Annotated in this window: 22 protein-coding genes; 3 read left to right on the forward strand and 19 right to left on the reverse strand. The window is 64.2% G+C overall.

The annotated features are described in order from the left end of the window. Window positions 1-453 precede the first annotated feature (453 nt). From IFT67_RS08770 to rpsB, 13 genes are all read right to left on the reverse strand, one after another. Window positions 454-771 carry a PilZ domain-containing protein gene (locus IFT67_RS08770; protein ID WP_107963317.1) on the reverse strand — a complete coding sequence of 106 codons (318 nt, stop codon included), beginning with the start codon at window positions 769-771 and terminating at the stop codon, window positions 454-456. Window positions 772-898: 127 nt separating this feature from the next. Next, a complete protein-coding gene (gene rpmE, locus IFT67_RS08775) occupies window positions 899-1,129 on the reverse strand; it encodes a 50S ribosomal protein L31 (RefSeq protein WP_055880673.1) in 231 nt (76 codons plus the stop codon). A 110-nt stretch (window positions 1,130-1,239) separates the two neighbouring features. Beyond that, window positions 1,240-1,725, reverse strand: coding sequence for a 3-hydroxyacyl-ACP dehydratase FabZ (fabZ, locus tag IFT67_RS08780; protein WP_374956442.1), 486 nt, complete (start codon window positions 1,723-1,725; stop codon window positions 1,240-1,242). Between the two features lie 9 nt (window positions 1,726-1,734). Next, entirely contained in the window at window positions 1,735-2,397 is a 663-nt protein-coding gene (locus tag IFT67_RS08785; protein ID WP_176501225.1) for an OmpH family outer membrane protein, read from the reverse strand. Continuing rightward, window positions 2,397-5,111, reverse strand: a complete 2,715-nt coding sequence (gene bamA, locus IFT67_RS08790) for an outer membrane protein assembly factor BamA (protein ID WP_192238628.1) — start codon at window positions 5,109-5,111, stop codon at window positions 2,397-2,399. The genes IFT67_RS08785 and bamA overlap by 1 nt, the downstream gene beginning before the upstream one ends. Before the next feature lie 104 nt (window positions 5,112-5,215). Further along, window positions 5,216-6,349 (reverse strand): RIP metalloprotease RseP, encoded by a 1,134-nt coding sequence (rseP, locus tag IFT67_RS08795; protein ID WP_192146647.1) that lies wholly within the window; start codon window positions 6,347-6,349, stop codon window positions 5,216-5,218. Further along, window positions 6,346-7,503 carry a 1-deoxy-D-xylulose-5-phosphate reductoisomerase gene (locus IFT67_RS08800; protein ID WP_192146649.1) on the reverse strand — a complete coding sequence of 386 codons (1,158 nt, stop codon included), beginning with the start codon at window positions 7,501-7,503 and terminating at the stop codon, window positions 6,346-6,348. Before IFT67_RS08800 ends, rseP begins: the two co-directional genes overlap by 4 nt. Further along, a complete protein-coding gene (locus IFT67_RS08805; RefSeq protein ID WP_192238629.1) occupies window positions 7,500-8,255 on the reverse strand; it encodes a phosphatidate cytidylyltransferase in 756 nt (251 codons plus the stop codon). The genes IFT67_RS08800 and IFT67_RS08805 overlap by 4 nt, the downstream gene beginning before the upstream one ends. Before the next feature lie 65 nt (window positions 8,256-8,320). Next, window positions 8,321-9,088: an isoprenyl transferase gene (locus IFT67_RS08810; protein WP_192146651.1), complete on the reverse strand. Its 768-nt coding sequence runs from the start codon at window positions 9,086-9,088 to the stop codon at window positions 8,321-8,323. After that, entirely contained in the window at window positions 9,085-9,642 is a 558-nt protein-coding gene (gene frr, locus IFT67_RS08815) for a ribosome recycling factor (RefSeq protein ID WP_056055952.1), read from the reverse strand. Before frr ends, IFT67_RS08810 begins: the two co-directional genes overlap by 4 nt. Before the next feature lies 1 nt (window position 9,643). Next, window positions 9,644-10,372, reverse strand: a complete 729-nt coding sequence (gene pyrH, locus IFT67_RS08820; RefSeq protein ID WP_056066004.1) for a UMP kinase — start codon at window positions 10,370-10,372, stop codon at window positions 9,644-9,646. Window positions 10,373-10,783: 411 nt separating this feature from the next. Beyond that, complete coding sequence (tsf, locus tag IFT67_RS08825) at window positions 10,784-11,716, reverse strand: translation elongation factor Ts (protein ID WP_056055945.1); 933 nt, start codon at window positions 11,714-11,716, stop codon at window positions 10,784-10,786. Between the two features lie 89 nt (window positions 11,717-11,805). Beyond that, window positions 11,806-12,660, reverse strand: a complete 855-nt coding sequence (rpsB, locus tag IFT67_RS08830; RefSeq protein ID WP_192146653.1) for a 30S ribosomal protein S2 — start codon at window positions 12,658-12,660, stop codon at window positions 11,806-11,808. A gap of 325 nt (window positions 12,661-12,985) precedes the next feature. Here rpsB and IFT67_RS08835 point away from each other — a divergent pair, with 325 nt between their 5' ends. Then, window positions 12,986-13,219: a hypothetical protein gene (locus tag IFT67_RS08835; protein ID WP_056489532.1), complete on the forward strand. Its 234-nt coding sequence runs from the start codon at window positions 12,986-12,988 to the stop codon at window positions 13,217-13,219. Here IFT67_RS08835 and IFT67_RS08840 read toward each other — a convergent pair. Further along, on the reverse strand, window positions 13,158-13,976 hold the full coding sequence (locus IFT67_RS08840; RefSeq protein WP_342450612.1) for a CDP-alcohol phosphatidyltransferase family protein: 819 nt from the start codon (window positions 13,974-13,976) through the stop codon (window positions 13,158-13,160). The two genes, IFT67_RS08835 and IFT67_RS08840, sit on opposite strands and share 62 nt — an antisense overlap. Before the next feature lie 26 nt (window positions 13,977-14,002). Continuing rightward, on the reverse strand, window positions 14,003-14,731 hold the full coding sequence (locus IFT67_RS08845) for a phosphatidylserine decarboxylase (protein WP_056489534.1): 729 nt from the start codon (window positions 14,729-14,731) through the stop codon (window positions 14,003-14,005). Window positions 14,732-14,873: 142 nt separating this feature from the next. Here IFT67_RS08845 and IFT67_RS08850 point away from each other — a divergent pair, with 142 nt between their 5' ends. Together IFT67_RS08850 and IFT67_RS08855 are read left to right on the forward strand one after the other, a co-directional pair. Then, the gene (locus IFT67_RS08850) at window positions 14,874-16,094 is read left to right on the forward strand and encodes an NADP-dependent isocitrate dehydrogenase (protein ID WP_056055940.1); all 1,221 of its coding nucleotides are present in this window, start codon (window positions 14,874-14,876) and stop codon (window positions 16,092-16,094) included. A 162-nt stretch (window positions 16,095-16,256) separates the two neighbouring features. Next, window positions 16,257-18,035, forward strand: a complete 1,779-nt coding sequence (locus IFT67_RS08855) for a cation:proton antiporter domain-containing protein (RefSeq protein ID WP_056055938.1) — start codon at window positions 16,257-16,259, stop codon at window positions 18,033-18,035. Between the two features lie 385 nt (window positions 18,036-18,420). On the opposite strand, the gene rutA is transcribed toward IFT67_RS08855, so the two are convergent. From rutA to rutB, 4 genes are all read right to left on the reverse strand, one after another. Beyond that, the gene (gene rutA / locus IFT67_RS08860) at window positions 18,421-19,494 is read right to left on the reverse strand and encodes a pyrimidine utilization protein A (protein WP_192146655.1); all 1,074 of its coding nucleotides are present in this window, start codon (window positions 19,492-19,494) and stop codon (window positions 18,421-18,423) included. A 9-nt stretch (window positions 19,495-19,503) separates the two neighbouring features. Further along, window positions 19,504-20,292: a pyrimidine utilization protein D gene (gene rutD / locus IFT67_RS08865; RefSeq protein WP_192146657.1), complete on the reverse strand. Its 789-nt coding sequence runs from the start codon at window positions 20,290-20,292 to the stop codon at window positions 19,504-19,506. Continuing rightward, entirely contained in the window at window positions 20,292-20,675 is a 384-nt protein-coding gene (gene rutC, locus IFT67_RS08870) for a pyrimidine utilization protein C (RefSeq protein ID WP_133029275.1), read from the reverse strand. Before rutC ends, rutD begins: the two co-directional genes overlap by 1 nt. 112 nt (window positions 20,676-20,787) lie before the next feature. Next, complete coding sequence (gene rutB, locus IFT67_RS08875) at window positions 20,788-21,516, reverse strand: pyrimidine utilization protein B (protein ID WP_192146659.1); 729 nt, start codon at window positions 21,514-21,516, stop codon at window positions 20,788-20,790. Window positions 21,517-21,569: the final 53 nt, after the last annotated feature.

Below are 21,569 nucleotides of genomic sequence, written 5' to 3' on the forward strand. Positions count from 1 at the left end.
CCCACATGTCCCTTCATCTTAACCTACAATGTCAAAGAGCCGACAAAAATACCGACACTCGCATAACCTCTCCATCAGAAGAAGCTTGCAGCATCTGGTTTTTTGCGACCGCTGCGTCCAGACCGTGTGGCCGTTCGCTGCGGTGACACCCCTCTAGGGCCACCTCCCGATACCGTCAAACGCTTTTTTACAGTTTCAGGTCACTTTTCGGAAAATTCAAAGCTCGCACGCTCAGTGGCGCCTATCATCCCCTCCCGGCATGCGGTGACGACCATCTCGTCCCTAAGTCGCCCGTGCGAATGATCGCCGAACCGAGGCGAGCTCGCTGCTCATATGCGGAAGGTATGTGTGGGCGACATCTGGATTGCCGAACCTCCACGACGGCTGACGCTCCAAAAGACGCGTTTGCCTCGGCGAGGTATTCCAAGAAGCGACGGCGTTGCCGCGGTACGATCAGGTCGCTGGGTGATCCTGGATGAGCGCATCGAACGCCTTGATCGAAAGCGGGGTTCGGAATTTGCAGCCGGCGGTGAAATCGTCCGCCCACATGACGTCGGCAACGATCTGGCCGATCTGTGGCAGGTTGAGCCAGATGCTCGTGCCACGCTTGAGCGCCGAATAGGTCTGGAGCCGCGCACCGTTGACCGAAATATCGACGACCCTGCACAAAGCGCGGCGCGTCTTGCCGATACTGGCATCGAGGGCGATCGGGGCACGGGGCGAACCGCGGCGGCTCGTGCGCTCTGCGGGTTCGAAGTCGGCGGCGAACATGGCGTCCTCGTCCTTGCGAGTCCTGATATGGCTTGCGTTCACAAGCCTATCCGCCGGCACCTAACGAGGTATTAAAAAGAACCCCCGAAACGAGTTAAATCAAACTCATTCCGGGGGTTACTGGATGTTACTTGCGGAGCGTGAGACCGCCACCGAAACGCTTGTTGAAACGCGCGACCTGGCCGCCGGTGTCGAGCATCGTGCCGCGGCCGCCGGTCCATGCCGGATGCGCGAGCGGATCGATCTCGAGCGTCATCACGTCGCCTTCCTTACCCCAGGTGGTGCGAGTCTGGTACTTGCTGCCATCGGTCATCTGGACGGTGATCATGTGGTAATCGGGGTGCGTATCGGCCTTCATGGGAATTCTCCGTATGTGGCTGGTTCCGACCAGCCTGAAAAGGAAGGCGCGCCCGTACACGGACGCGCCCTATTTTACAAGATTGCCAGGCTAGAGCCCCGACTTCGGGCTCAGGCCTTGGGCGGATCGGCGATCATCGCCGTGAAGTTCGCCTCGGCCACCAGCTGCCCGTCGACCAGCGCACGACCGGCGAACTTGCACACCGAGCTGCGCTTCTGGACGAACGTCACTTCGAGCTTGAGCAACACGCCCGGCTCGACCGGCTTGCGGAACTTCGCACCGTCGATCGCCATGAAATAGACGAGCTTGCCCGACCCTGCGAGACCCAGCGACTCGACCGCAAGGATCCCCGCCGCCTGCGCCATCGCCTCGACGATCAGCACGCCCGGCATGATCGGGCGTCCAGGGAAATGTCCCTGAAAAAACTGCTCGTTCATCGACACCGCCTTGATCGCGGTGATCGACGTGTCGAGGATCAGATCCTCGACACGATCGACCAGCAGCAACGGATAGCGATGCGGCAGCGCAGCCATGACCCGCCCGATATCGAGCGGGCCCAGACCGGTCTTCGCTATTTCAGTCACAGTTTCAGTCACGAGCTGACCTTAGCGACCCTGCGGCGTGCGCGTTGCGGCAGGCGCGCGACCTGCTGGAGCCGGAGCGGCACCCTGTTGCTGGCCACCCTGCTGGTTCGGCTGCCAGTTTGCCGGCACTGCGGTGCTGACGGTCGGCACGAGACGATCGAGCTCGGTCGTGATCGCCGCGGTGATGTCGGCGGTCGGCTGCGCGAACAGAGCTGCTTCGGGGCGCAGCAACAGACTGACGTTCTTGGCACGAACGGCTGCGGTCACGGCGTCGCTGAGCTTCGCCTGAATCTGCTCGATCGCGTATTGCTGTGCACGCTGGGCAGGCTGCGTCAGGCGGGCGAGTTCCTGGTTCGCCGCGTTCTCACGCGTCTGGATCGCCTGAGCCTGCGGGCGCAGCGTCGCTTCGGTCGCGCCGGGCGCACGCTGTGCGGTCTGGAACGCGGTGACCAGCGGCTGGAGCTCGCGGGCCACGGCCTGACGACGAGTCTCGGCCTGGTCGAGCTGAGCCTTGTAGGTCGTCTCGATCTGGGCGCGCGCGGCGTTCCAGGCCTTCGAGTTGGCGATCGCACCCTGCGCGTCGGCGACGGCGATGCCCGAAACTTGTGCATCGGCAGCGGTCGCGGTCATGGCGGCCGGCGCGACGAGCGCTGCGGCGAGGAGAAGCGTCTTGAACGTCGTCATCAGAACTGTGTCCCTACGTTGAAAGTAATAAGCTTCGGGTCGTCGCCCTTCTGCGTGAGCAGAGCCTTGGCGAGATCGATACGGAGCGGGCCGAACGGCGAGTTCCAGTTGACGCCGATACCCACCGACAGACGCGGCTTGGCCGAGTTGCCGAGGAAGGTTTCTTGGAACGGCGCAGTACCTGGTATCACGGTATTAGTCTCGGTCCCGACGCAGCTTGCACCGGTAGCGCCCGGCGTCGCCGAATAGCCGGTCTGGCAGGTCGTCTGACGTATGGACGGCGAGGTCGCGCCTGCTGCCGTGAACACGTTGTTATACAAAATGTTGTTCGCCGCATCCCGCGCAGGAAGCGGCTGGAAAACCTTGTTGCCGTTGTTATCGAGCGTGAACGGGAACTCTGCGGTCGGCAACGGCTTCTTGATGCCGAAAAGACTGCCGACCTGGGCGTATATCGATGGACGCAGGCCCAGCTCGCGCGCGCCCGAACCCAACGGGATCTCGATCTCCGCACGCGCCAGATAATAGGCACGGCCACCCAGCGCATCGTCTTGGATCTGGTCGCGCGAGGTCTGGACAGTCTGCGTGCCGTCTGCATTGTTGATGTACGGCGCACGCAAAACGCGCGGACCGACGCCGCGGATATCGAAACCCCGAAACTGCGGTTCGCCCAGATAAAAGCGATCGGTGATGCGGACTGGATCGACGCCAGGACCGGTGCTGCTTTGCAGCGGGTGGATGTAGCCACCTTCCGCAATGATAGAACCAATGAAGCCGCTGCCGAGGTTGGCGTATTTGGAACCCTCGAAACGAGTTCGGATATACTTAACGTCGCCGCCGAGTCCGGCGAAATCTTGGCTGAATGAGAAACGCGAGCCGGCGGTAGGACGCAGGCGACTGTTCAACGTATCGCGGATCAGCGAATAGCCGACCGACGACGTCCACCGGTTACCGATTGCCTCGCAAAGATAGCGCCCTGCTGCCAAGAAGTTGCAGGAGCCGTTGGGATTCAGGAACTGGTTGTCGAGGCTGACCTCGTCGTACGAAAGACCATAGCGCGCCGACAACGACCAGAATTCGGTCAACGGGACACCGGCACGAAGCTGGAAGCCGGTCGAGACCTGCGAATAGTTGGTTTGGCGATCGTTGCCGTTGAAACTGAACGAGTTATAATCGCGGCGGAAGATGTCGCCGCCGATCGCGATGTTCTTGTCGAACAGATACGGCTCGGTGAAGCCTAGTTCGATCGACTTCGAATAGCTCGAATAGTTGACGCCGGCGCGCAGCTCCTGGCCCTTGCCGCGGAAGTTGCGCTGCGTGATGTTCGCCTGGATGATGAAGCGCTCGAGGCTCGAATAGCCTGCCGACAGCTGAAGTTCGCCGGTCGACTTCTCTTCGAGGTTGGTCTCGAGGATGACGCGATCGGGTGCCGAACCCGGCAGCTGCTTGATCTCCATCTTGTCCTGGAAATAGCCCAGCGAGTTGATGCGATCCTGCGAACGCTTCACCTGGAAGCTGTTGAACGCGTCGCCCTCGGCCAGACGGATCTCGCGGCGGACGACCTTGTCCTGCGTCTGCGTGTTGCCGTTGATCTCGATCCGCTCGACATAAGTCCGCTTGGCTTCGGCGATGTTGAAGTTGATCCCCATCGTCAGCGTCTCGGCGTCCTTGGCGAACTCCGGGTTCACCTCGGTAAACGCGTAACCGAACAGGCCAGCGGTCTGGCTGAGGTTGTCGACCGAATCCTCGACTAGCTTGGCGTTGTACCAATCGCCCTTCTTGAGCGGCAGGCTAGCTGCGAGCTTGGTATTATCGAAGTCGCGGATCTGGCTATCGACGGTGACGTCGCCGAACTTGTAGCGCTTGCCCTCCTCCACCACGTACGTGATGATGAAGTCCTTCTTGTCCGGCGTCAGCTCGGCCACGGCGGAGGTCACACGGAAATCCGCATAGCCCTGCGTCAGGTAGAACTGGCGGAGCTTCTGCTGATCGTACGACAGGCGATCCTGATCGTAGCTGGTCGCCGACGAGAGCAGGCGGAACAGGCGCGACTGCTTGGTGGCCATCTGGCCGCGGATCTGGTCGTCGGAGAACACCTCGTTGCCGAGGATGTTGATCTGGCGAACCTTCGACTTCGGGCCCTCGCTAACCTCGAACACGACATCGACGCGGTTTTGGTCGAGATTGACCATCTTCGGATCGATCACCGCGGCAAAACGGCCCTGGCGACGATAGAGCTCGATGATCCGTGCGATATCCTGGCGAACCGCGGTGCGCGTGAAGATCTGGCGTGGCGCGAGCTTGATCTCTTTCGTGATCTTGTCGGTCTTGAGCGCCTTGTTGCCCTCGATGATCACCCGGTTGATGATCGGGTTCTCGCGCACGCGCAGGACGATGTTGCCGTCCGCGACGCCCGAGATCGAATAATCGGCGAACAGGTCGCTCGCCTGCAGATCCTTCAGCGCCTGATCGAGCGTCTCTGCCGTGTACGGAACGCCGACGCGCAGCTTCGTGTACGACAGCACCGTCTCGGGCTCGATCCGCTGCGAACCTTCGACTCGCAAAGTCTTGATCGTGGTGACGGATACAGGAGCAGCGACGGGCGTTACACCATTAGACGCTCCGGCAACCGGATTGCGAACCGGGGCGGGCGTAGACGTCGCGACAGGCGCCGTCTGCGCGAACGCGGGAACGCCCGACAGGATCGTACTTGCCATAAGCAGGGCGCCCTTACGCGCGAAATCGTAACCGTTGATCGCTGTCACCAAACCCACCTTAAAAACGTGCACATACAAGGCGCGCCCGCCCTGCCCTATCGTCGTCAGCCGATCAAGCCGGCCAAGTTCTTCCACAGTCCGAAATTACCGAGATCGTTGAAGGTCACGAGCAGCATCAGCGCAAGGATCGCCGCCAGTCCGCCGCGAAACGCCCATTCCTGGACTTCCGGCTCGACGGGGCGCCGACGCACTGCTTCGATCGCATAGAAGAACAAGTGGCCACCATCCAGCATCGGCACTGGCAGCAGGTTGATGAACCCCAGATTGATCGAGACCAGGGCGATCAGGAAGACATAGGCGTCGAGGCCGAGCGACATCTGCTCGCCCGACACCTTGGCGATGCTGAGTGGTCCGCCGAGTTCCTTCACCGAGCGGCGACCGGTGATGACCTGCCCTAGCGTCTCGACCATCATCGAGACGATCTCGCCGGTGCGCTTTACCGCGACGACCGGCGCCTCGATCAGGCTGACGGGAACGATGACGGGCTTGCTGCCGGCGATGCCGAGGCGACCGATTCGATATTCGTTGCCGAAGCGATCGCGCTGCAGTTCGGTGCCGATGACGATGTCGCGCGACAGCGTCCGGTCGCCGCGGACCGCGTCGATCCGGGTCCGCTCACCAGCGCGGATGCGGGCATAGCGCGCCATGTCGTCGAACGTCTCGACCGATCGGCCGCCGATGCCGGTGATCCGATCGCCCGCCTGAAGACCGGCAGTTGCGGCCGCGCTGCCTGGAACGGTGCCGCCCACGATCGGCGGCATGCGGATGTCGCCGTATGCGAACGCGAAGCCGGCGAGGATCAGGATCGCGACGACGAAATTGACGACCGGGCCGGCTGCGACGACGATCGCGCGCTGCCATACCGGCTTCGACTGGAACGTACGCTGGCGCTCTTCGGCGGGGAGCGAAAGCCACTCGGCCGACGGCTGGCTGGCTGGGTTCATATCCCCTGCGAACTTCACGTAACCGCCGAGCGGGAGCCACCCGAACTTCCACCGCGTGCCGCGCTTGTCGGTAAAACCCGCGATCTCGTGGCCGAAGCCGATCGCGAAGGCATCCGCCTTGATCCCGAAAAAGCGCCCGGCGAGGTAATGTCCCATCTCGTGCACGAACACGAGGGGGCCGATCACCGCGGCGAACGACAATATGGTCAGCAGGACACCGGGTGTTTCGATCAAACCGCGTAATCCTTCACACGCTCGCCGGCCAAGATCCGCGCCTCGGCATCGATCGCCAGCACGGCATCGACGCTGTCCGGCACGGCCGGGTCATAACACGACGACGTATGTTCGACGATTGCGGCAATTTCGAGGAAGCCGATACGTCGTTGCAGGAATGCCTCGACCGCTACCTCGTTGGCGGCGTTGAGAATTGCGGGTCGTGCGCCACCTGCGTCGAGCGCCTCGCGGGCCAATCGCAGAGCGGGGAAGCGGACCGGATCGGGCGCCTCGAAGTCGAGTCGGCCGATCGCGACGAGGTCGAGCGGGGCCATCGGTGTCGCCATCCGGTCCGGCCACGCGAGCGTATGCGCGATCGGCGTCCGCATGTCGGGTGGCCCGAGCTGCGCGAGCACCGACCCGTCGACATGATCGACGAGGCTGTGGATCACCGACTGCGGATGGATGACGATCTCGATCCGGTCGTGCGCAATCGGGAACAGCCGCGCGGCCTCGATCAGTTCGAGGCCCTTGTTCATGCAGGTCGCCGAATCGACCGAGATCTTAGCTCCCATCGACCAGTTGGGATGCTTGACCGCCTGCTCGAGCGTCACGCCGCGCATCTGCTCGGTCGTCCAGTCGCGGAACGGTCCGCCGCTGCACGTCAGGATGATCCGGCGGACACGTTCGGGCCGAGTCGCATCGAAGCATTGAAAGATCGCGTTGTGCTCGGAATCGGCCGGTAACAGCGTCGCGCCGGTCCGCTTGGCCGCGGCGAGGATCACGTCACCGGCGGAAACCAGCGGCTCCTTGTTGGCGATCACGACCGTGCCGCCTTGTTCGATCGCCGCCATCACCGGCTTCAATCCGGCGCAGCCGACGATCGCGCCCATCGTCCAGTCGGCACCAGACGACGCCGCCTCAGCGATAGCCTCGCCCCCCCCGCCCGAGCGAATCCCCGTGCCGGCCAGCGCCTCACGCAACGCCGGCAGACACTTCTCGTCAGCAACGACGGCGAACTCGGCCTTGGTCCGGATCGCGGCCGCGGCGAGTTTGGTCACATCGCAGTTCGCGGTTAGCGCAACAACGCGAAACCGATCGGGCTCACGCTCGATTAGGTCGAGCGTCGAGGTGCCGACCGAGCCGGTCGCGCCCAGAATCGTGACGGTCTTCATGCGTAGAAATGTGGCAAGATGACGAGGAGCGCCGCGACTGGCGCGACCGGCACCAAGCCGTCGAGGCGATCCATCACGCCGCCATGGCCGGGCAGGATGTTGCCGCTGTCCTTCACGCCCGCCACTCTCTTCAACCAACTCTCGTAGAGATCGCCCATCTGCGCGAGCACGGCGAGTACCGGCGTCGCCAGCGTCATCCGCATCGGCAGGCCGTATTGCGTGTGCAGCACCGCCGCGACCGCGCTCGCCAGCACGACACCGCCGATCAGCCCCGACCATGTCTTGTTCGGGCTGATCACCGGCGCAAGCTTGGGTCCGCCCAGCGTGCGCCCGGTAAAGAACGCGCCGATATCGCACGCCCACACCAGCGACAGCGCCCACAGCGTGTAGAGGATGCCCTCGTCCTGCCGCCGGATGATCATCAGCGCGAACACGGGAAGGCCACAATAGATAATGCCCAGCGCCAGCTTGGGTTTGCGCGTCGTGATGACGACGAAGAACGCCGCCCCCACAAGCAGCCCCAGCGTGAAGAAATCATGGATCACGAGGATCAGCGACGCGGGGGCCATCAACGCGAGCGGCACCGACAGCGCGAACTGCGTCATCCGCTTGGTCTTGGCGTCGGCGCCCTGGAGCATCGACCATTCCGCCATCATGAACAGCGCGGCGACCACGCCCAGCACCCAGAACGCGATCCCGCCGAGCGTCAGCGCAAGGCTCGCCACCGCGATCATGCCGACGCTGGCGATCATCCGGAGCTGAAGATTGGACGGCGTGCGCAGCGCCTGATCGGGCGCCTTTTCAGGGTCGGTAAGGCTCACAGGCCACCGTAGCGGCGCTGGCGTTGACCGAACACCGCGACGGCATCGGCGAGTGAGCCTGCGTCGAAGTCGGGCCAGAGCGTGTCGACGAACAGGAGTTCCGCATACGCGGCCTGCCACAACAGGAAGTTCGACAGCCGCTGCTCGCCCGACGTGCGGATCATCAGATCGAGCGGCGGCAGGTCGTGCGTGTCGAGTTCGGCTTCGATCGTCGCCGCGTCGATGTCCGCCGGATCCAGCACACCATCGCGGGCACGTTCCGCCAGCCGCCGCGCGGCCGTCACCAGTTCGGCATGTGCGCCATAATTCAGCGCGATCGCGAGGATCGGGCCAGTATTACTCGCGGTCCGCGCGATCGCATCGTCAACCATCGCCACCAGATCGGGCGAAAAGCTGTGGTAATCGCCGATCACGCGCAGCCGAACGTTCTCGCGCGCGAGTTCGTCGAGGTCGCTGCGGATGAAATGCCGCAGCAGACCCATCAGGTCGCTGACCTCCTCGGCCGGACGGCGCCAGTTCTCCGACGAGAACGCGTAGAGCGTCAGCGCCTCGATCCCCATCGTGCGCGCCGCCCGCGTAACCTTGCGCACTGCCTCGACGCCGGCCTTGTGCCCGGCGAAGCGCGGGAGGAACCGCTTCTTCGCCCAGCGGCCATTTCCATCCATGATGATCGCGACATGACGCGGCACCGCGCCGCCTGAGGAAACGGCGACGAGCGGTGCGGCCGGAGAGGCCCCGGCCGAAGCGGCGCCGAACGCCCTCACTTGCCCAGGATTTCCTTTTCCTTGGCGGTCGCGGTCGCATCGAGCTCGGCGATGATGCTGTCGGTCAGCTTCTGCACTTCGGTCTCGTGACGCTTGCGCTCGTCCTCGCCGAACACGCCCTTCTTCTCATCGACCTTGAGCGAATCCATCCCGTCGCGGCGGACGTTACGGACCGCGATGCGCGCCTTCTCTGCGTACTGACCGGCAAGCTTGGCGAGTTCCTTGCGGCGCTCCTCGGTCAGGTCGGGAATCGGCAGGCGCAGCGTCTGGCCGTCGACGATCGGGTTGAGCCCCAGACCCGCCGAGCGGATCGCCTTGTCGGTCGGGCCGACGTTCGACTTGTCCCAGACCTGCACCGATAGCATGCGCGGCTCAGGCGCCGACACGGTCGCGACCTGGTTCAGCGGCATCGACGAGCCGTACACCGTCACCATCACCGGATCGAGCAACGCGGTCGACGCGCGCCCCGTGCGAAGCCCTGCGAGATCGCTCTTCAGCGCTTCGACGGCACCCGCCATACGGCGTTCGAGGTCGGTCTTGTCGTATGCGGCCATCTTAAAGCTCCTGCTCGTTCTGGACGATCGTCGACACGCCATCACCCGCCAGGACCGCGGCGAGATTGCCGGGTTCGCGGATGTTGAAGACGACGATCGGGATGTTGTTGTCGCGGCACAGCGCGATCGCGCTCGCGTCCATAACCTTGAGGTCGTCGGACAGCACGCGGCTGTACGTGACCGTTTCGTAGCGCACTGCGTCCGGGTGCGTCTTCGGGTCGGCGTTATAGACGCCGTCGACCGAAGTGCCCTTGAACAGCGCATCGCACTTCATCTCGGCAGCACGCAGCGCGGCGCCCGAATCGGTGGTGAAATAGGGGCTGCCGACGCCCGCCGCGAAGATCACGACGCGGCCCTTCTCCAGGTGACGCTCGGCGCGACGACGGATGAACGGCTCGCACACCGACGCCATCGGGATCGCCGACTGGACGCGCGTGTCGACGCCGATCTGCTCCAGCGCGTTCTGCACGGCGAGCGCGTTCATGACGGTCGCGAGCATGCCCATGTAATCGCCGGTCGCGCGGTCCATCCCACGTGCTGCACCCGCCATGCCGCGGAAGATGTTGCCCCCGCCGACGACGATGCAGATTTCGTAGCCCTTCGCCTTGATGTCCGCGATCTCCTGCGCGACGCGCGCGGTGACGGTTGGATCGATCGAAAGACCCGACGGCCCCATCAGGACTTCGCCCGAGAGTTTCAGCAGGATACGGTTGTAGCGCGGAGGCGTCATAAATCTCGAATTGTGATTGGCGGGGCGGCGCGGACCTTAGGCGGCGAGGCCCGGGATGTGAAGCGCTGTGCGGCGCGTGCATCGAAACTGGATGGAGATCGGACGGAAAATCGTCGTTCGCAGAAGCGCGCGTATCGGAGAATCACTGTCATTCCCGCGGAGGCGGGAACCCATATGGGCTGGCGCCTCGGTAGATCACCGGGTCCGGAGTTTATGGATCCCCGCCTGCGCGGGGATGACGGAGAAGCGCTGAGGCTCCCCCATAATCCTTCTCCCCCTCGGGGAGGAGGTGGCCCGGCAGGGCCGGATGAGGGGCGTGAGGTTCGAGACCTCACCACTCCCCTCACCCTTCCCACCGCAAGCGCGGCGGGCCCCTTCCCTCTCCCCGGAGGGGCGAGGGAGGAAGTCGGCTTATGCCTGGGGTACGCCCGAAGCAGCAGCAACCTCGGCTGCGAAGTCGGACTGCTCCTTCTCGATGCCTTCGCCGAGCTGGAAGCGGACATAGTCCACCAGCTTGATCTCGGCGCCCGCATCCTTGCCGGCCTTGGCGACGACGTCGGAGATCTTGGTCTTGCCGTCCATTACGAACAGCTGGCTGACCAGAGCATGCTCCTTGCGGTACTTGGCGATGCCGCCCTCGACCATCTTGGCGATGATGTCGGCAGGCTTGCCCGACTCGGCGGCCTTCTCGGTCGCGATCGCGCGCTCGCGCTCGATCTCGGACTCGTCGAGGTCGGCTTCGTTCAGTGCCTTCGGGAACGCTGCTGCGATGTGCATCGCGAGCTGCTTGCCGAGTGCCTGGAGAACCTCGTCCGAAGCCTCCGACTCGAGCGCGACGAGAACGCCGATCTTGCCGAGGCCGGGAGCGGCTGCATTGTGGATGTACGGAACGACCGCACCCTTGCTGACTTCCAGCGTGCGCGAGCGGCGCAGCGACTGGTTCTCGCCGATCGTCGCGACGTTGTTCGTCAGGACTTCCTCGACGGTCTTGCCCGATGGCATCGCCTGCGACTTCAGCGCCTCGATGTCGCCGCCGGTTGCGAGCGCGATCTGCGTGACGTCACGGACGAACGACTGGAACTGGTCGTTCTTCGCGACGAAATCGGTCTCCGAATTGACTTCGACCGCTGCGCCCTTGGTGCCCGACACGGCGACGCCGACCAGACCCTCGGCCGCGGTACGGCTGGACTTCTTGGCGGCGGCTGCGAGCCCCTTGGTGCGCAGCCAATCCATCGCCTGCTCCATGTCGCCGGCGTTCTCGCTCAGCGCCTTCTTGCAATCCATCATGCCCGCGCCGCTCTTCTCGCGCAGATCCTTGACCATTGCTGCCGTGATATCGGCCATGTCTCTAATCCTTTTTAGGTCTGAATATGGTTGCGGGCGAGGCAGAGCTTTCGCCCTACCCCGCCCGCATGACGGTTCGGCGACGACGCTTATGCGTCGATCTGGCGCTCACCCTCGGCTGCGAATTCTGCAGCGGTATCGGCATTCGCGGTTGCCTGTGCCGTGTCAGCCGTAGCTTCGACGGTCGGCTCTGCGCTCAGTGCTTCTTCCTTCGGCGGCTCGACCATCGCGCCGATGTCGGCACCGGTGCGGCGCTGCTGCTCCTGGCCGCCGCGCGTCGCTGCGATCGCGATCGCCTCGCAGTACAGGCGGATGGCGCGGGCTGCGTCGTCGTTCGCGGGAACCGGGAAGGCGATGCCGTCCGGCGACACGTTCGAATCGAGGATCGCGACGACGGGAATACCCAGCGTGTTCGCTTCCTTGATCGCCAGCTCTTCCTTGTTCGCGTCGATCACGAACATCACGTCGGGAATGCCGCCCATGTCGCGGATGCCGCCGAGCGAAAGCTCGAGCTTGTCCTTCTCGCGGGTGAGCTGAAGGACTTCCTTCTTGGTCAGGCCGACGGTGTCGCCCGACAGCATTTCCTCGAGCGTCTTGAGACGCTTGATCGAACCCGAGATGGTCTTCCAGTTGGTGAGCATGCCGCCCAACCAGCGATGGTTGACGAAGTGCTGGCCCGAACGACGCGCTGCGTCCGCAACGGGATCCTGTGCCTGGCGCTTGGTGCCGACGAACAGGACCTTGCCACCACCGGCAACCGCCGAAGAGACGAATTCGAGCGCGCGCGCGAACAGCGGCACGGTCTGCGAAAGGTCGAGGATGTGGACGCCGTTACGATCACCGAAGATGTAAGGCTTCATCTTGGGGTTCCACCGATGAGTCTGGTGGCCGAAATGCGCGCCCGTTTCGATGAGCTGCTGCATGGAGACGACTGGAGCCGCCATAGGGATATATCCTTCCGGTTGTGCCTCTGGGAAGCGGATGACGTCGTGGCCGAATGACCGTGACGCACCGGGCTATGATGCCTCCCATGCGGGGTTAGAGGCGCGGCCCTTAGCGTGGCTCTATTCGAAAAGCAATCGCACAAGGCCCGCTTGACTCATGGAACGCAATGAGAACATAAAGGGCTCAGAGGGGAACAGATGTTCGACTCGGCGCGGAATTACCCCGGCATGACGGGATTCGAAATGCGACGAGTGGAACGATGTTTCTGACCAAGTGTTTGCGGATATTAGGAATTTGTTCGCAACTCATAGGAAGGCGGACGTGATGTTGGTTCTGAGCTTCATGGTTTTTGCTGGTGCATTCGCGGTCGCGGGCATGATGATCGTCTCGTCGATCGCGCCGCAGTGGGATCGCATCGTCCGCCTCGCGATGGGCAACGTCGAACCCGCGTTCCAGCCGCTCCGCACGCTGGCCGTTGCGGAGCGCCGGATTGCGGTCAGGCGTTGGGCTTCGACGTCGGCTCCGGTGCCCGCCCGCCGCTGGAACGCTGCCGCCTGATCTTGGCGTAGCTCGCGATGCTGAACGGCATTGAGAGCAGGTACAGTACGCAGATGATGCTGAGCGTATGCCAAGGCGCGCTCACGATCGCAGCGCCGAGTAGTACGACGAGCGCAATGGCCTCGAACCGGATGTTGCTGCGGAGTTTGACCGAACTCCATGAATAGGTCGCGATGCTGGACACCATCAGCAGTGCTACAAACGCGACCCAAGGCGCCACGAAATACGGCGACGCGAACCTGGGTTCGTCGGTCCAGAACCAGAAGAACATCGGCATCAGCGCGAGTCCCGCGCCGGCTGGAGCCGGAACGCCAGTAAGGAAGCCCGCCGACTTATGCGGTTGGTGGCTCTCGTCGATCTTGGCGTTGAAACGTGCGAGACGGAGCGCGCAGAACACGGCGAGGATCAACGAGCAGATCCAGCCGACGCGCGGCAACGCCGTTAGCGACCAGAGATAGACGATTAACGCAGGCGCAACGCCGAACGAGATCGCGTCGGACAGCGAATCGAGCTCGGCACCGAACCGGCTTTCTCCGTGCAGCATCCGGGCGATCCGACCATCGAGGCCGTCGAGCACGCCCGCGACCATGATCATCGCGACGGCGCTTTCCCATTGCCCACCGATCGCGAACCGCACGCCGCTCAGGCCTGAACACAAGGCTAGCGCGGTAACGGCGTTGGGAGCGACGGCGCGCAGGGGAAGTCCGCGCGGCGCCCGACGTGTGCGACCGAACCGCCCCCGACCTCGCTCTTCGATCGGATCGGTCGAACCATCGCGATCGATCACTGCGCGATACCACCGACCGGAACGCCACCGACGCGGCCGAGTACGGTCTCACCCGCGATGCTACGCTGGCCGAGGCAGACCTGCGGCACGACGTGATCGGGCAGGTACACGTCGACTCGGCTACCGAACCGGATCAGGCCGATGCGCTGGCCGACCGCGACCATGTCACCGGCCTTCACGAAGCCGAGGATGCGGCGCGCGACCAGGCCGGCGATCTGGGTGAAGCCGATCCGCATCCCGTTACGGTCCTCGACGACGAAATGCTGGCGCTCGTTCTCGTCGCTCGCCTTGTCGAGGTCGGCGTTGAGAAACTTGCCCGAGATATAGACCACCTGGCGGATCGTACCCGCGATCGGCGTACGATTGATATGCACGTCGAACACCGACATGAAGATCGACACGCGCACCAGCGGCGCATCGCCGAGACCGTTCTCGCCGGCGAGCTCGCGCGGGATCGGCACGCGCTGGATCATCGTGATCAGCCCGTCCGCAGGCGCGACGATCAGGCCTTCGCCCTGTGGGGTGGTGCGGATCGGATCGCGGAAGAACGTCGCGACCCAGATCACGACGCCGACCATCGGCCAGAACAGCACGTGGCTGACGATCGTCAGCAGCAGCGTGATGCCGGTCGCGATCGCGACGTATTTGTGGCCCTCCGGATGGACTGCGGGAAATCGCCATTTGACCGTGGAGGTCGTGACGGGCGGCTTGTCGAGCGATGCCATAACCCGCGGGTCTATCCGTGCACGACGCGCGATACAACGATGAACCGGCTTTTCCTTATAGCACCAACGGTTGGCCAGCGGTTGATCGCCGCGGCATGCTCCCCTAGACGCTCCCCAAACCCCTCCCCCGAAGGATGCGCACATGGCGAAGATCAAGGTAAAGAATCCGATCGTGGAGATCGACGGCGACGAGATGACGCGGATCATCTGGGAATGGATTCGCGAGCGCCTGATCAAGCCGTATCTCGACATCCAGCTCGATTATTACGATCTCGGCGTCGAGCATCGCGACGCGACCGACGACCAGGTCACGATCGACAGCGCGCTCGCCACGCAGAAGCACGGCGTCGCGGTGAAGTGCGCGACGATCACGCCCGACGAGCAGCGCGTCACCGAGTTCGGCCTGAAGAAGATGTGGAAGTCGCCGAACGGCACGATCCGCAACATCCTCGGCGGCACCATCTTCCGCGAGCCGATCGTGATCAAGAACGTCCCCCGCCTGATCCCGGGCTGGACGCATCCGATCGTCGTCGGCCGTCACGCGTTCGGCGATCAGTACCGCGCGACCGACTATCTGGTCCCGGGCCCCGGCAAGCTGCGCCTCGTCTTCGAAGGCGACGACGGCACGGTCATCGACCGCGAGGTGTTCCAGTTCCCGTCGGCGGGCGTCGCGATGGCGATGTACAACCTCGACGACTCGATCCGCGATTTCGCACGCGCCTCGATGCACTACGGCCTCAACCTGAAGTGGCCGGTGTACCTGTCGACCAAGAACACGATCCTCAAGGCCTATGACGGCCGCTTCAAGGATCTGTTCGCCGAGGTGTTCGAGGCCGAGTTCAAGGACAAGTTCAAGGAAGCCGGCATCGTCTACGAGCATCGCCTGATCGACGACATGGTCGCATCGGCGCTGAAGTGGAACGGCGAGTTCGTCTGGGCCTGCAAGAACTATGACGGCGACGTCCAGTCGGACCAGGTCGCACAGGGCTTCGGGTCGCTCGGCCTGATGACCTCGATCCTGCTGACCCCGGACGGCAAGACCGTCGAGGCCGAAGCGGCGCACGGCACCGTCACGCGCCACTTCCGCATGCACGAGCAGGGCAAGGCGACGTCGACCAACCCGATCGCGTCGATCTTCGCGTGGACCGGCGGCCTGAAGTATCGCGGCAAGTTCGACGATACGCCCGACGTCACCAAGTTCGCCGAGACGCTCGAGCGCGTCTGCGTCCAGACGGTAGAGAACGGCCACATGACCAAGGATCTCGCGATCCTGATCGGCCCCGACCAGCCCTGGATGACGACCGAGCAGTTCTTCGAGCAGGTCCGCTCGAACCTCGAGACCGAAATGGCCAACTGGGCCTGATCTGGCACCCCGCTCCCGGAAACGGGGGCGGGGTTTTCTCTCTCCCGTCATCCTGTCGAAATTCAGGATGACGGAGGGCGGTTAACCGGACGCAAAGCCGTATTCCGCTGCACATGTCACCACGGGTGACAAATCCGTCATGCGTCCCCTAAGGTCGCACGCATGGCATTACGGCTCGACAATCAAGGTTTCAGCGACGCGCTCGTCATTCTCGGCGCGGCGGGGCTCGTCATCCCCGCGTTCGCGCGGTTCCGGGTCAGCCCGGTTATCGGTTTCATCCTGGTCGGCCTGCTGGTCGGCCCTGCCGGGCTAGGCTCGCTCACCGGCTCCGCGCCCTGGCTATATTACCTGACCATCTCGAACCCGGAATCGATCGAGCCGTTCGCCGAGTTCGGGATCATCCTGCTGCTGTTCTCGATCGGCCTCGAGCTCTCGTTCAAGCGACTATGGTCGATGAAGCAGCTCGTGTTCGGCACCGGCGCCGCCGAACTGATCGGCTCGGCGCTCATCATCGGCGTGGCGCTTCACTTTATCGGCCAGGAATGGGCGGGCGCGATCGGACTGGGGTTTGCCCTCGCGTTGTCGTCGACAGCTCTGGTCCTGCCGCTCGTCGGCACCACCGGCGCGGTCGGGCGTGGTGCGTTCGCGATGCTGTTGTTCGAAGATCTGGCGCTCGTCCCGATTATCTTCGTGCTTGGTGCACTAGCGCCGACAGCGAGCGCGGACGGCTGGTCGAACATCGCCGGTGTCGCGCTCCGCGGCGGGCTTACCGTAGTCGCGATGTATATCGGCGGGCGGGTCGTCTTGCCCCGGCTGTTCGGGCAGGCTGCACGGACCAAGAGCCCCGAACTCTTCCTGGCCGCGTCGCTGCTGGTGGTGATCGTCGCGAGCGTCGCGACAACGGCCGCCGGGCTGTCGCCGATCGTCGGCGCGCTGCTGGCGGGGTTGCTGATCGCTGAGACCGAATATCACAGCGAGGTCGAGGTCATCACCGCGCCGTTCAAGGGGCTCGCGCTAGGTGTGTTCCTGATCACCGTCGGCATGAGTCTCGACCTACGGCTGATCGCGCAGAACTGGCCGTCGTTGCTGCTGGCCGTGACGGGCGTGGTGGCGACCAAGGCGATCGTGACGTTCCTGTTCCTGCGCGTCGCCAATTCGCGGCGCGGCGTTGCGGCGGAGACGGGGTTGCTGATGGGTAGCCCTTCCGAGACGACGCTGATCGTGCTTGCGACGGCCGCGCAGGCGCAGTTGATCATGCCGTCGACCGCCGCTTTCTGGCAGACCGTCACTGCGATCGGGCTGACGATCACGCCGCTGCTGGCAAAGCTCGGCCGCACCGTCTCGCGTCAACTGGAAAGCCGGTCGGGTGCCGATGCCGGGGATATCGAGATCGACGACGACGGGCCGGGAACCGTCGTGATCGGCTTTGGTCGCGTGGGCCGGATGGTGGCCGACATGCTGGCGGTCCACGGACAGAAGTACGTTGCCGTGGAGGCGGATATCGATTCCGTAGAGGCCGCGCGGGCCCAGGGGCATCCGGTGCTGTTCGGGGACGTCGCGCGGCCGGAACTGGTGGATCGGCTCAAGCTGCATACCGCCAAAGCGCTGATCCTGACGATGGACGATCCGGTATTGACGGTGCGGCTGGCGCGACGGGTTCGGGCTTTGGCGCCGGACTTGCCGATCGTGGCGCGTGCGCGGGATACGGCACATGCGGCGGAGTTGTACCGGGCTGGTGTTACGGACGCGGTGCCCGAGACGCTGGAGAGTTCGCTGCAGCTGGCGGAGGCGGTGCTGGTCGATCTGGGGGTGGCGATGGGGCCGGTGATCGCTTCGATCCATGAGAAGCGGGATGAGCTTCGGCAGGAGATCAAGAAGGCGGCGGATATGATTGCCGAGCCTCGGATCCGTAAGGCGAAGCGGACTCCTCGCGCGGTTTGACGCTTACCGGTTCGTAAACAGGCTGTTCTCCCGCGAAGGCGGGAGTCCAGTCTGGCCCCCGCCTTCGCGGGGGAACAAGCTTTGGTAGGTTCCTTGAGAGGTGGCATCCTCAGATGGAGGCAGGGCTTCGTAACCTCCCCGGCGGAGGCCGGGGTCCAAGTGGAAAGGTGGTCGTAACGGAGCGCTGCCCTCCATTATCTTCGTTCCCCAATTGCGCCCCGGCCTTCGCCGGGGTGGTGGTTGCGCGGTGATCGCTTCGTCACGCGCGCCCTCCTCTTGCCCTCACCCTTTCCACGGCGAAGATGCCGCGGGGCACTTCCCTCTCCCGACGGGAGAGGGCGAGGCAAAAGAAGGTTGGGGCGGGTTAGGCCAGCAAGCGGCCACTTCAGCTTGGGACGACACCCACGCGGCTCTTCATCAGCGGCTGGATACGCGTCCCAAATGCTTCCACCCCCTCCAGAAAATCATCGAACGTCAGCAACACGCCGCCGGTGCCGGGCACGGCCGCCATCTCGTCGAGCATCCGCGCCACGCTTTCGTACGAGCCGACCAGCGTGCCCATGTTGATGTTGACCGCGCCTTCGGGGGCGGCAAGCTGGCGGACGTTGGTGTCCGTGTTGTGCGTGTCCTTGGCGCCCTGATCGATCAGCCAGGCGATCGCGTCGACGTCCACGCCAGCGTTATAGTGTTTCCACTTCGCCATCGCCTCGTCGTCGGTTTCGGCGGCGATGATCATGATCAGGACGAAGATCTGAACGTCGCGGCCGGTTTTTGCGGTCGCTACGGCCAGCCGCTCGTTGTTGAACGCAAAAGCGGTCGGGGTGTTGACGCCCTTCCCCAGGCAGAACGCGTAGTCGGCCCATTTCGCCGAGAATGCCAAGCCGTCATCGGACGATCCGGCGCAGATGATCTTCATGTCGCCGGTCGGCTTTGGCCAGACGCGGCAGTCGGTCATCTGGTAATAGTCGCCCTTGAAGTCGGACGTGCCCTCCTCCCACAGCTCGCGGAGGATGTGCGCGTATTCGTCGAGCATCTTGTAGCGATTGCGGAAATGCTCGTCGCCGGGCCACATGCCCATCTGCGTATATTCGGGTGGCTGCCAGCCGGTGATGAGGTTGAGGCCGAACCGCCCGTGGCTGATCGAATCGATCGTGTTGCACATCCGCGCGGCATAGGCGGGGGGCACGAGCAGCGTGGCGCAGGTCGCGTAGATCTTGATCTTCTCGGTGACGGCGGCGAGGCCCGCCATCAGCGTGAAACTCTCCAGCCCGTAGTCCCAGAACTCGGTCTTGCCACCGAACCCGCGCAGCTTGATCATCGACAGCAGGAAATCGAGCCCGTGCTTCTCGGCGGCCTGCGCGATCGCCTTGTTGAGGTCGAAGCTCGGTTTGTACTGCGGCGCGTTCTCGCTGATCAGCCAGCCATTGTTGTTGATGGGCACGAAGACGCCGACCTGCATATGCCGCTCCTATTCGCCGTCGAGCCAGTCGAGCAGCCACATGTTGAAATGCTCCGCGCGGGTAACGTTGCACGCGTGCGCGCCTGCCGCCATCCGGGCAAGCTGCGCGCCGGGGATGCCCGCGGCAAGCTTTTCGGAGGCGGACGGGGGGACGAGCATGTCGTCGTCCGAGGCTACCAGCAACGTCGGGACGCGGATCTCGTCGAGGCGGCCGGCGATGTTGAACCGGCGGACCGCCGCGACGCGTCGCTGAATCATCTCCGCGCCGGGGAAATGCGCGAGCATCGCCTCCTCCTCGTCCTGGATCCGGTCGTGGTGGTCCGAAATCCATTGCGGCGGGTAGAGGAACAGCGGTTGCGCGTGGAGATACGCGCGCGGGCCGCTGTCTTTCAGCAGCGCGAGCCGGGTATCGAAGCAGCGCGCGGTATGCGGGTCGAGCTTGGCCCAGCCGTTGATGACGACGAGACGGTCTAGCCGTTCGGGTGCGGACAGCGCGAGCGCGAGGCCGATATGACCGCCGAGCGCGTGACCGATGAAGGTGCAGCTCTCGAGCCCGATCGCGTCCATGAGCGCGATCACGTCGGCGGCCATTGCCTCGACGGTCAGGTCGCCGGGAACGTGGGCGTCGGAGCGGCCGGTACCGCGGTGGTCGTAGGTGACGACGCGGTGGCCGGCGCCGAGGGCTGAGAGGTTCGGCTGCCAGTAGGTGCTCGAGCCGCCGAGGCCGCTCGACAACAGGATCGCGGGGCCGTCGGGCTGGCCGTGTTGCTCCCAGTGGATGCCGCCTGCGATCCCCATCAGGCGAGGTGAGCGATGCTGGCGATCTCGACGAGGCAGTCCGGCTTCACCAACTCGGTCTTGATGCAGTAGCGCGCTGGCTTGGGGCCGGGGAAATACTCGGCGTAGACCGTGTTGAAGGCCGCGTAGTCGGCGAGGTCTTTCAGGAAGATGTGGTTGAAGGCGACGTCGGCGAGCGTCGCGCCGGCGGCTTCGAGCGTGGTCTTGATGGTGTCGAGGACGGCGCGGGTTTGGGCTGCGGCGTCGCCGACATGGAGGACCGTGCCGCCCTCGCCCAGTGCCAGCACGCCCGAGACGTAGACCGTGTTGCCGGCCTTCGCGGCGGCCGAATAGGGGGCGATGGGGGTCGGGAACTGGGGCGGGTTGATGGCTTCGAACGGCATCTGCTTTCCTTTCAAGTCATCGCCGTTCCCCCGCGGAGGCGGGGGTCCAGGGTTACGGGCGGTAGCGTTCGTGATTCCTGGACCCCCGCGTTCGCGAGGGAACAAGGAACGGTCACTTCGGCAACTGCCCGAACGATCCGCAGAAATCGCCGACCGTGCTGACCCAGCCGAAGAACTTCTCGACGTTGTAGACGGTCGCCGCCTGCATCTCGGGCGGGCCGAGATGGTGGGTGGCGTCCTCCAGCATCACGCCGAAATATTCGAGATGGAAGCCGTCGCGCAGCGTGCTCTCGACGCAGACGTTGGTGGCGATGCCGACGAAGACGATGTTGCGGATGCCGCGACTGCGCAGGATGCTGTCGAGCTGCGAATTGAAGAACGCGCTGTAGCGGGTTTTGTGGACGCGGATGTCGCCGGATTGGGGAGCGAGCGCGTCGACGATCTCGTAGTCCCAGCCGCCGCGCGCGAGGAACTGGCCGTGGAGTTCGGGGCGCGCGCGCATGGTCTTGAGCGCGTTGGACTTGTGCCAGTTGGGCGAGCCGGGGCCGCCGGCCTCGACATAGTCGGGGTCCCAGCCGTTCTGCAGGAACACGACCGGCATTTTCGCCGCGCGAGCGGTGTCGAGGACCTTGGCGATCTGGGCGATGGTGCCGGCCGAGCCTGCGATGTCGAAACCGGCCGTGTCGACGTAGCCGCCGGGGGAGGCGTAGGCGTTCTGCATGTCGATCACGACGACCGCGGTTTCGGCGGGGTCGAGGCGGAGCGCTTCCGGCCGTGCGGGCAACGTGACGGCGTTCGCCTCGTTCGCGCCGGTACGGATGATCGGGGTGGCCTCGGTCATTGTGACAAGCTCGCTGCATCGTCGGAATTGTGCAAGTGCGAAATGAATTGGGC

The sequence above is a fragment of the Sphingomonas sp. CFBP 13728 genome, from assembly GCF_014841895.1.
In the GTDB taxonomy this organism is placed as follows: domain Bacteria; phylum Pseudomonadota; class Alphaproteobacteria; order Sphingomonadales; family Sphingomonadaceae; genus Sphingomonas.

Bases quoted from the DNA above. Each gene is read 5' to 3' on its own strand.
- rpmE (WP_055880673.1), bottom strand. From the start codon at position 1,129: ATGAAGGCCGATACGCACCCCGATTACCACATGATCACCGTCCAGATG.
- IFT67_RS08835 (WP_056489532.1), top strand. From the start codon at position 12,986: ATGTTGGTTCTGAGCTTCATGGTTTTTGCTGGTGCATTCGCGGTCGCG.
- rutB (WP_192146659.1), bottom strand. From the start codon at position 21,516: ATGACCGAGGCCACCCCGATCATCCGTACCGGCGCGAACGAGGCGAAC.
- tsf (WP_056055945.1), bottom strand. From the start codon at position 11,716: ATGGCCGATATCACGGCAGCAATGGTCAAGGATCTGCGCGAGAAGAGC.
- IFT67_RS08770 (WP_107963317.1), bottom strand. From the start codon at position 771: ATGTTCGCCGCCGACTTCGAACCCGCAGAGCGCACGAGCCGCCGCGGT.
- IFT67_RS08855 (WP_056055938.1), top strand. From the start codon at position 16,257: ATGGCATTACGGCTCGACAATCAAGGTTTCAGCGACGCGCTCGTCATT.
- rutC (WP_133029275.1), bottom strand. From the start codon at position 20,675: ATGCCGTTCGAAGCCATCAACCCGCCCCAGTTCCCGACCCCCATCGCC.
- bamA (WP_192238628.1), bottom strand. From the start codon at position 5,111: ATGGCAAGTACGATCCTGTCGGGCGTTCCCGCGTTCGCGCAGACGGCG.
- rutA (WP_192146655.1), bottom strand. From the start codon at position 19,494: ATGCAGGTCGGCGTCTTCGTGCCCATCAACAACAATGGCTGGCTGATC.
- pyrH (WP_056066004.1), bottom strand. From the start codon at position 10,372: ATGACGCCTCCGCGCTACAACCGTATCCTGCTGAAACTCTCGGGCGAA.
- IFT67_RS08800 (WP_192146649.1), bottom strand. From the start codon at position 7,503: ATGAAGACCGTCACGATTCTGGGCGCGACCGGCTCGGTCGGCACCTCG.
- IFT67_RS08845 (WP_056489534.1), bottom strand. From the start codon at position 14,731: ATGGCATCGCTCGACAAGCCGCCCGTCACGACCTCCACGGTCAAATGG.
- IFT67_RS08850 (WP_056055940.1), top strand. From the start codon at position 14,874: ATGGCGAAGATCAAGGTAAAGAATCCGATCGTGGAGATCGACGGCGAC.
- rpsB (WP_192146653.1), bottom strand. From the start codon at position 12,660: ATGGCGGCTCCAGTCGTCTCCATGCAGCAGCTCATCGAAACGGGCGCG.
- frr (WP_056055952.1), bottom strand. From the start codon at position 9,642: ATGGCCGCATACGACAAGACCGACCTCGAACGCCGTATGGCGGGTGCC.
- rutD (WP_192146657.1), bottom strand. From the start codon at position 20,292: ATGGGGATCGCAGGCGGCATCCACTGGGAGCAACACGGCCAGCCCGAC.
- IFT67_RS08785 (WP_176501225.1), bottom strand. From the start codon at position 2,397: ATGACGACGTTCAAGACGCTTCTCCTCGCCGCAGCGCTCGTCGCGCCG.
- IFT67_RS08805 (WP_192238629.1), bottom strand. From the start codon at position 8,255: ATGATCGCCAGCGTCGGCATGATCGCGGTGGCGAGCCTTGCGCTGACG.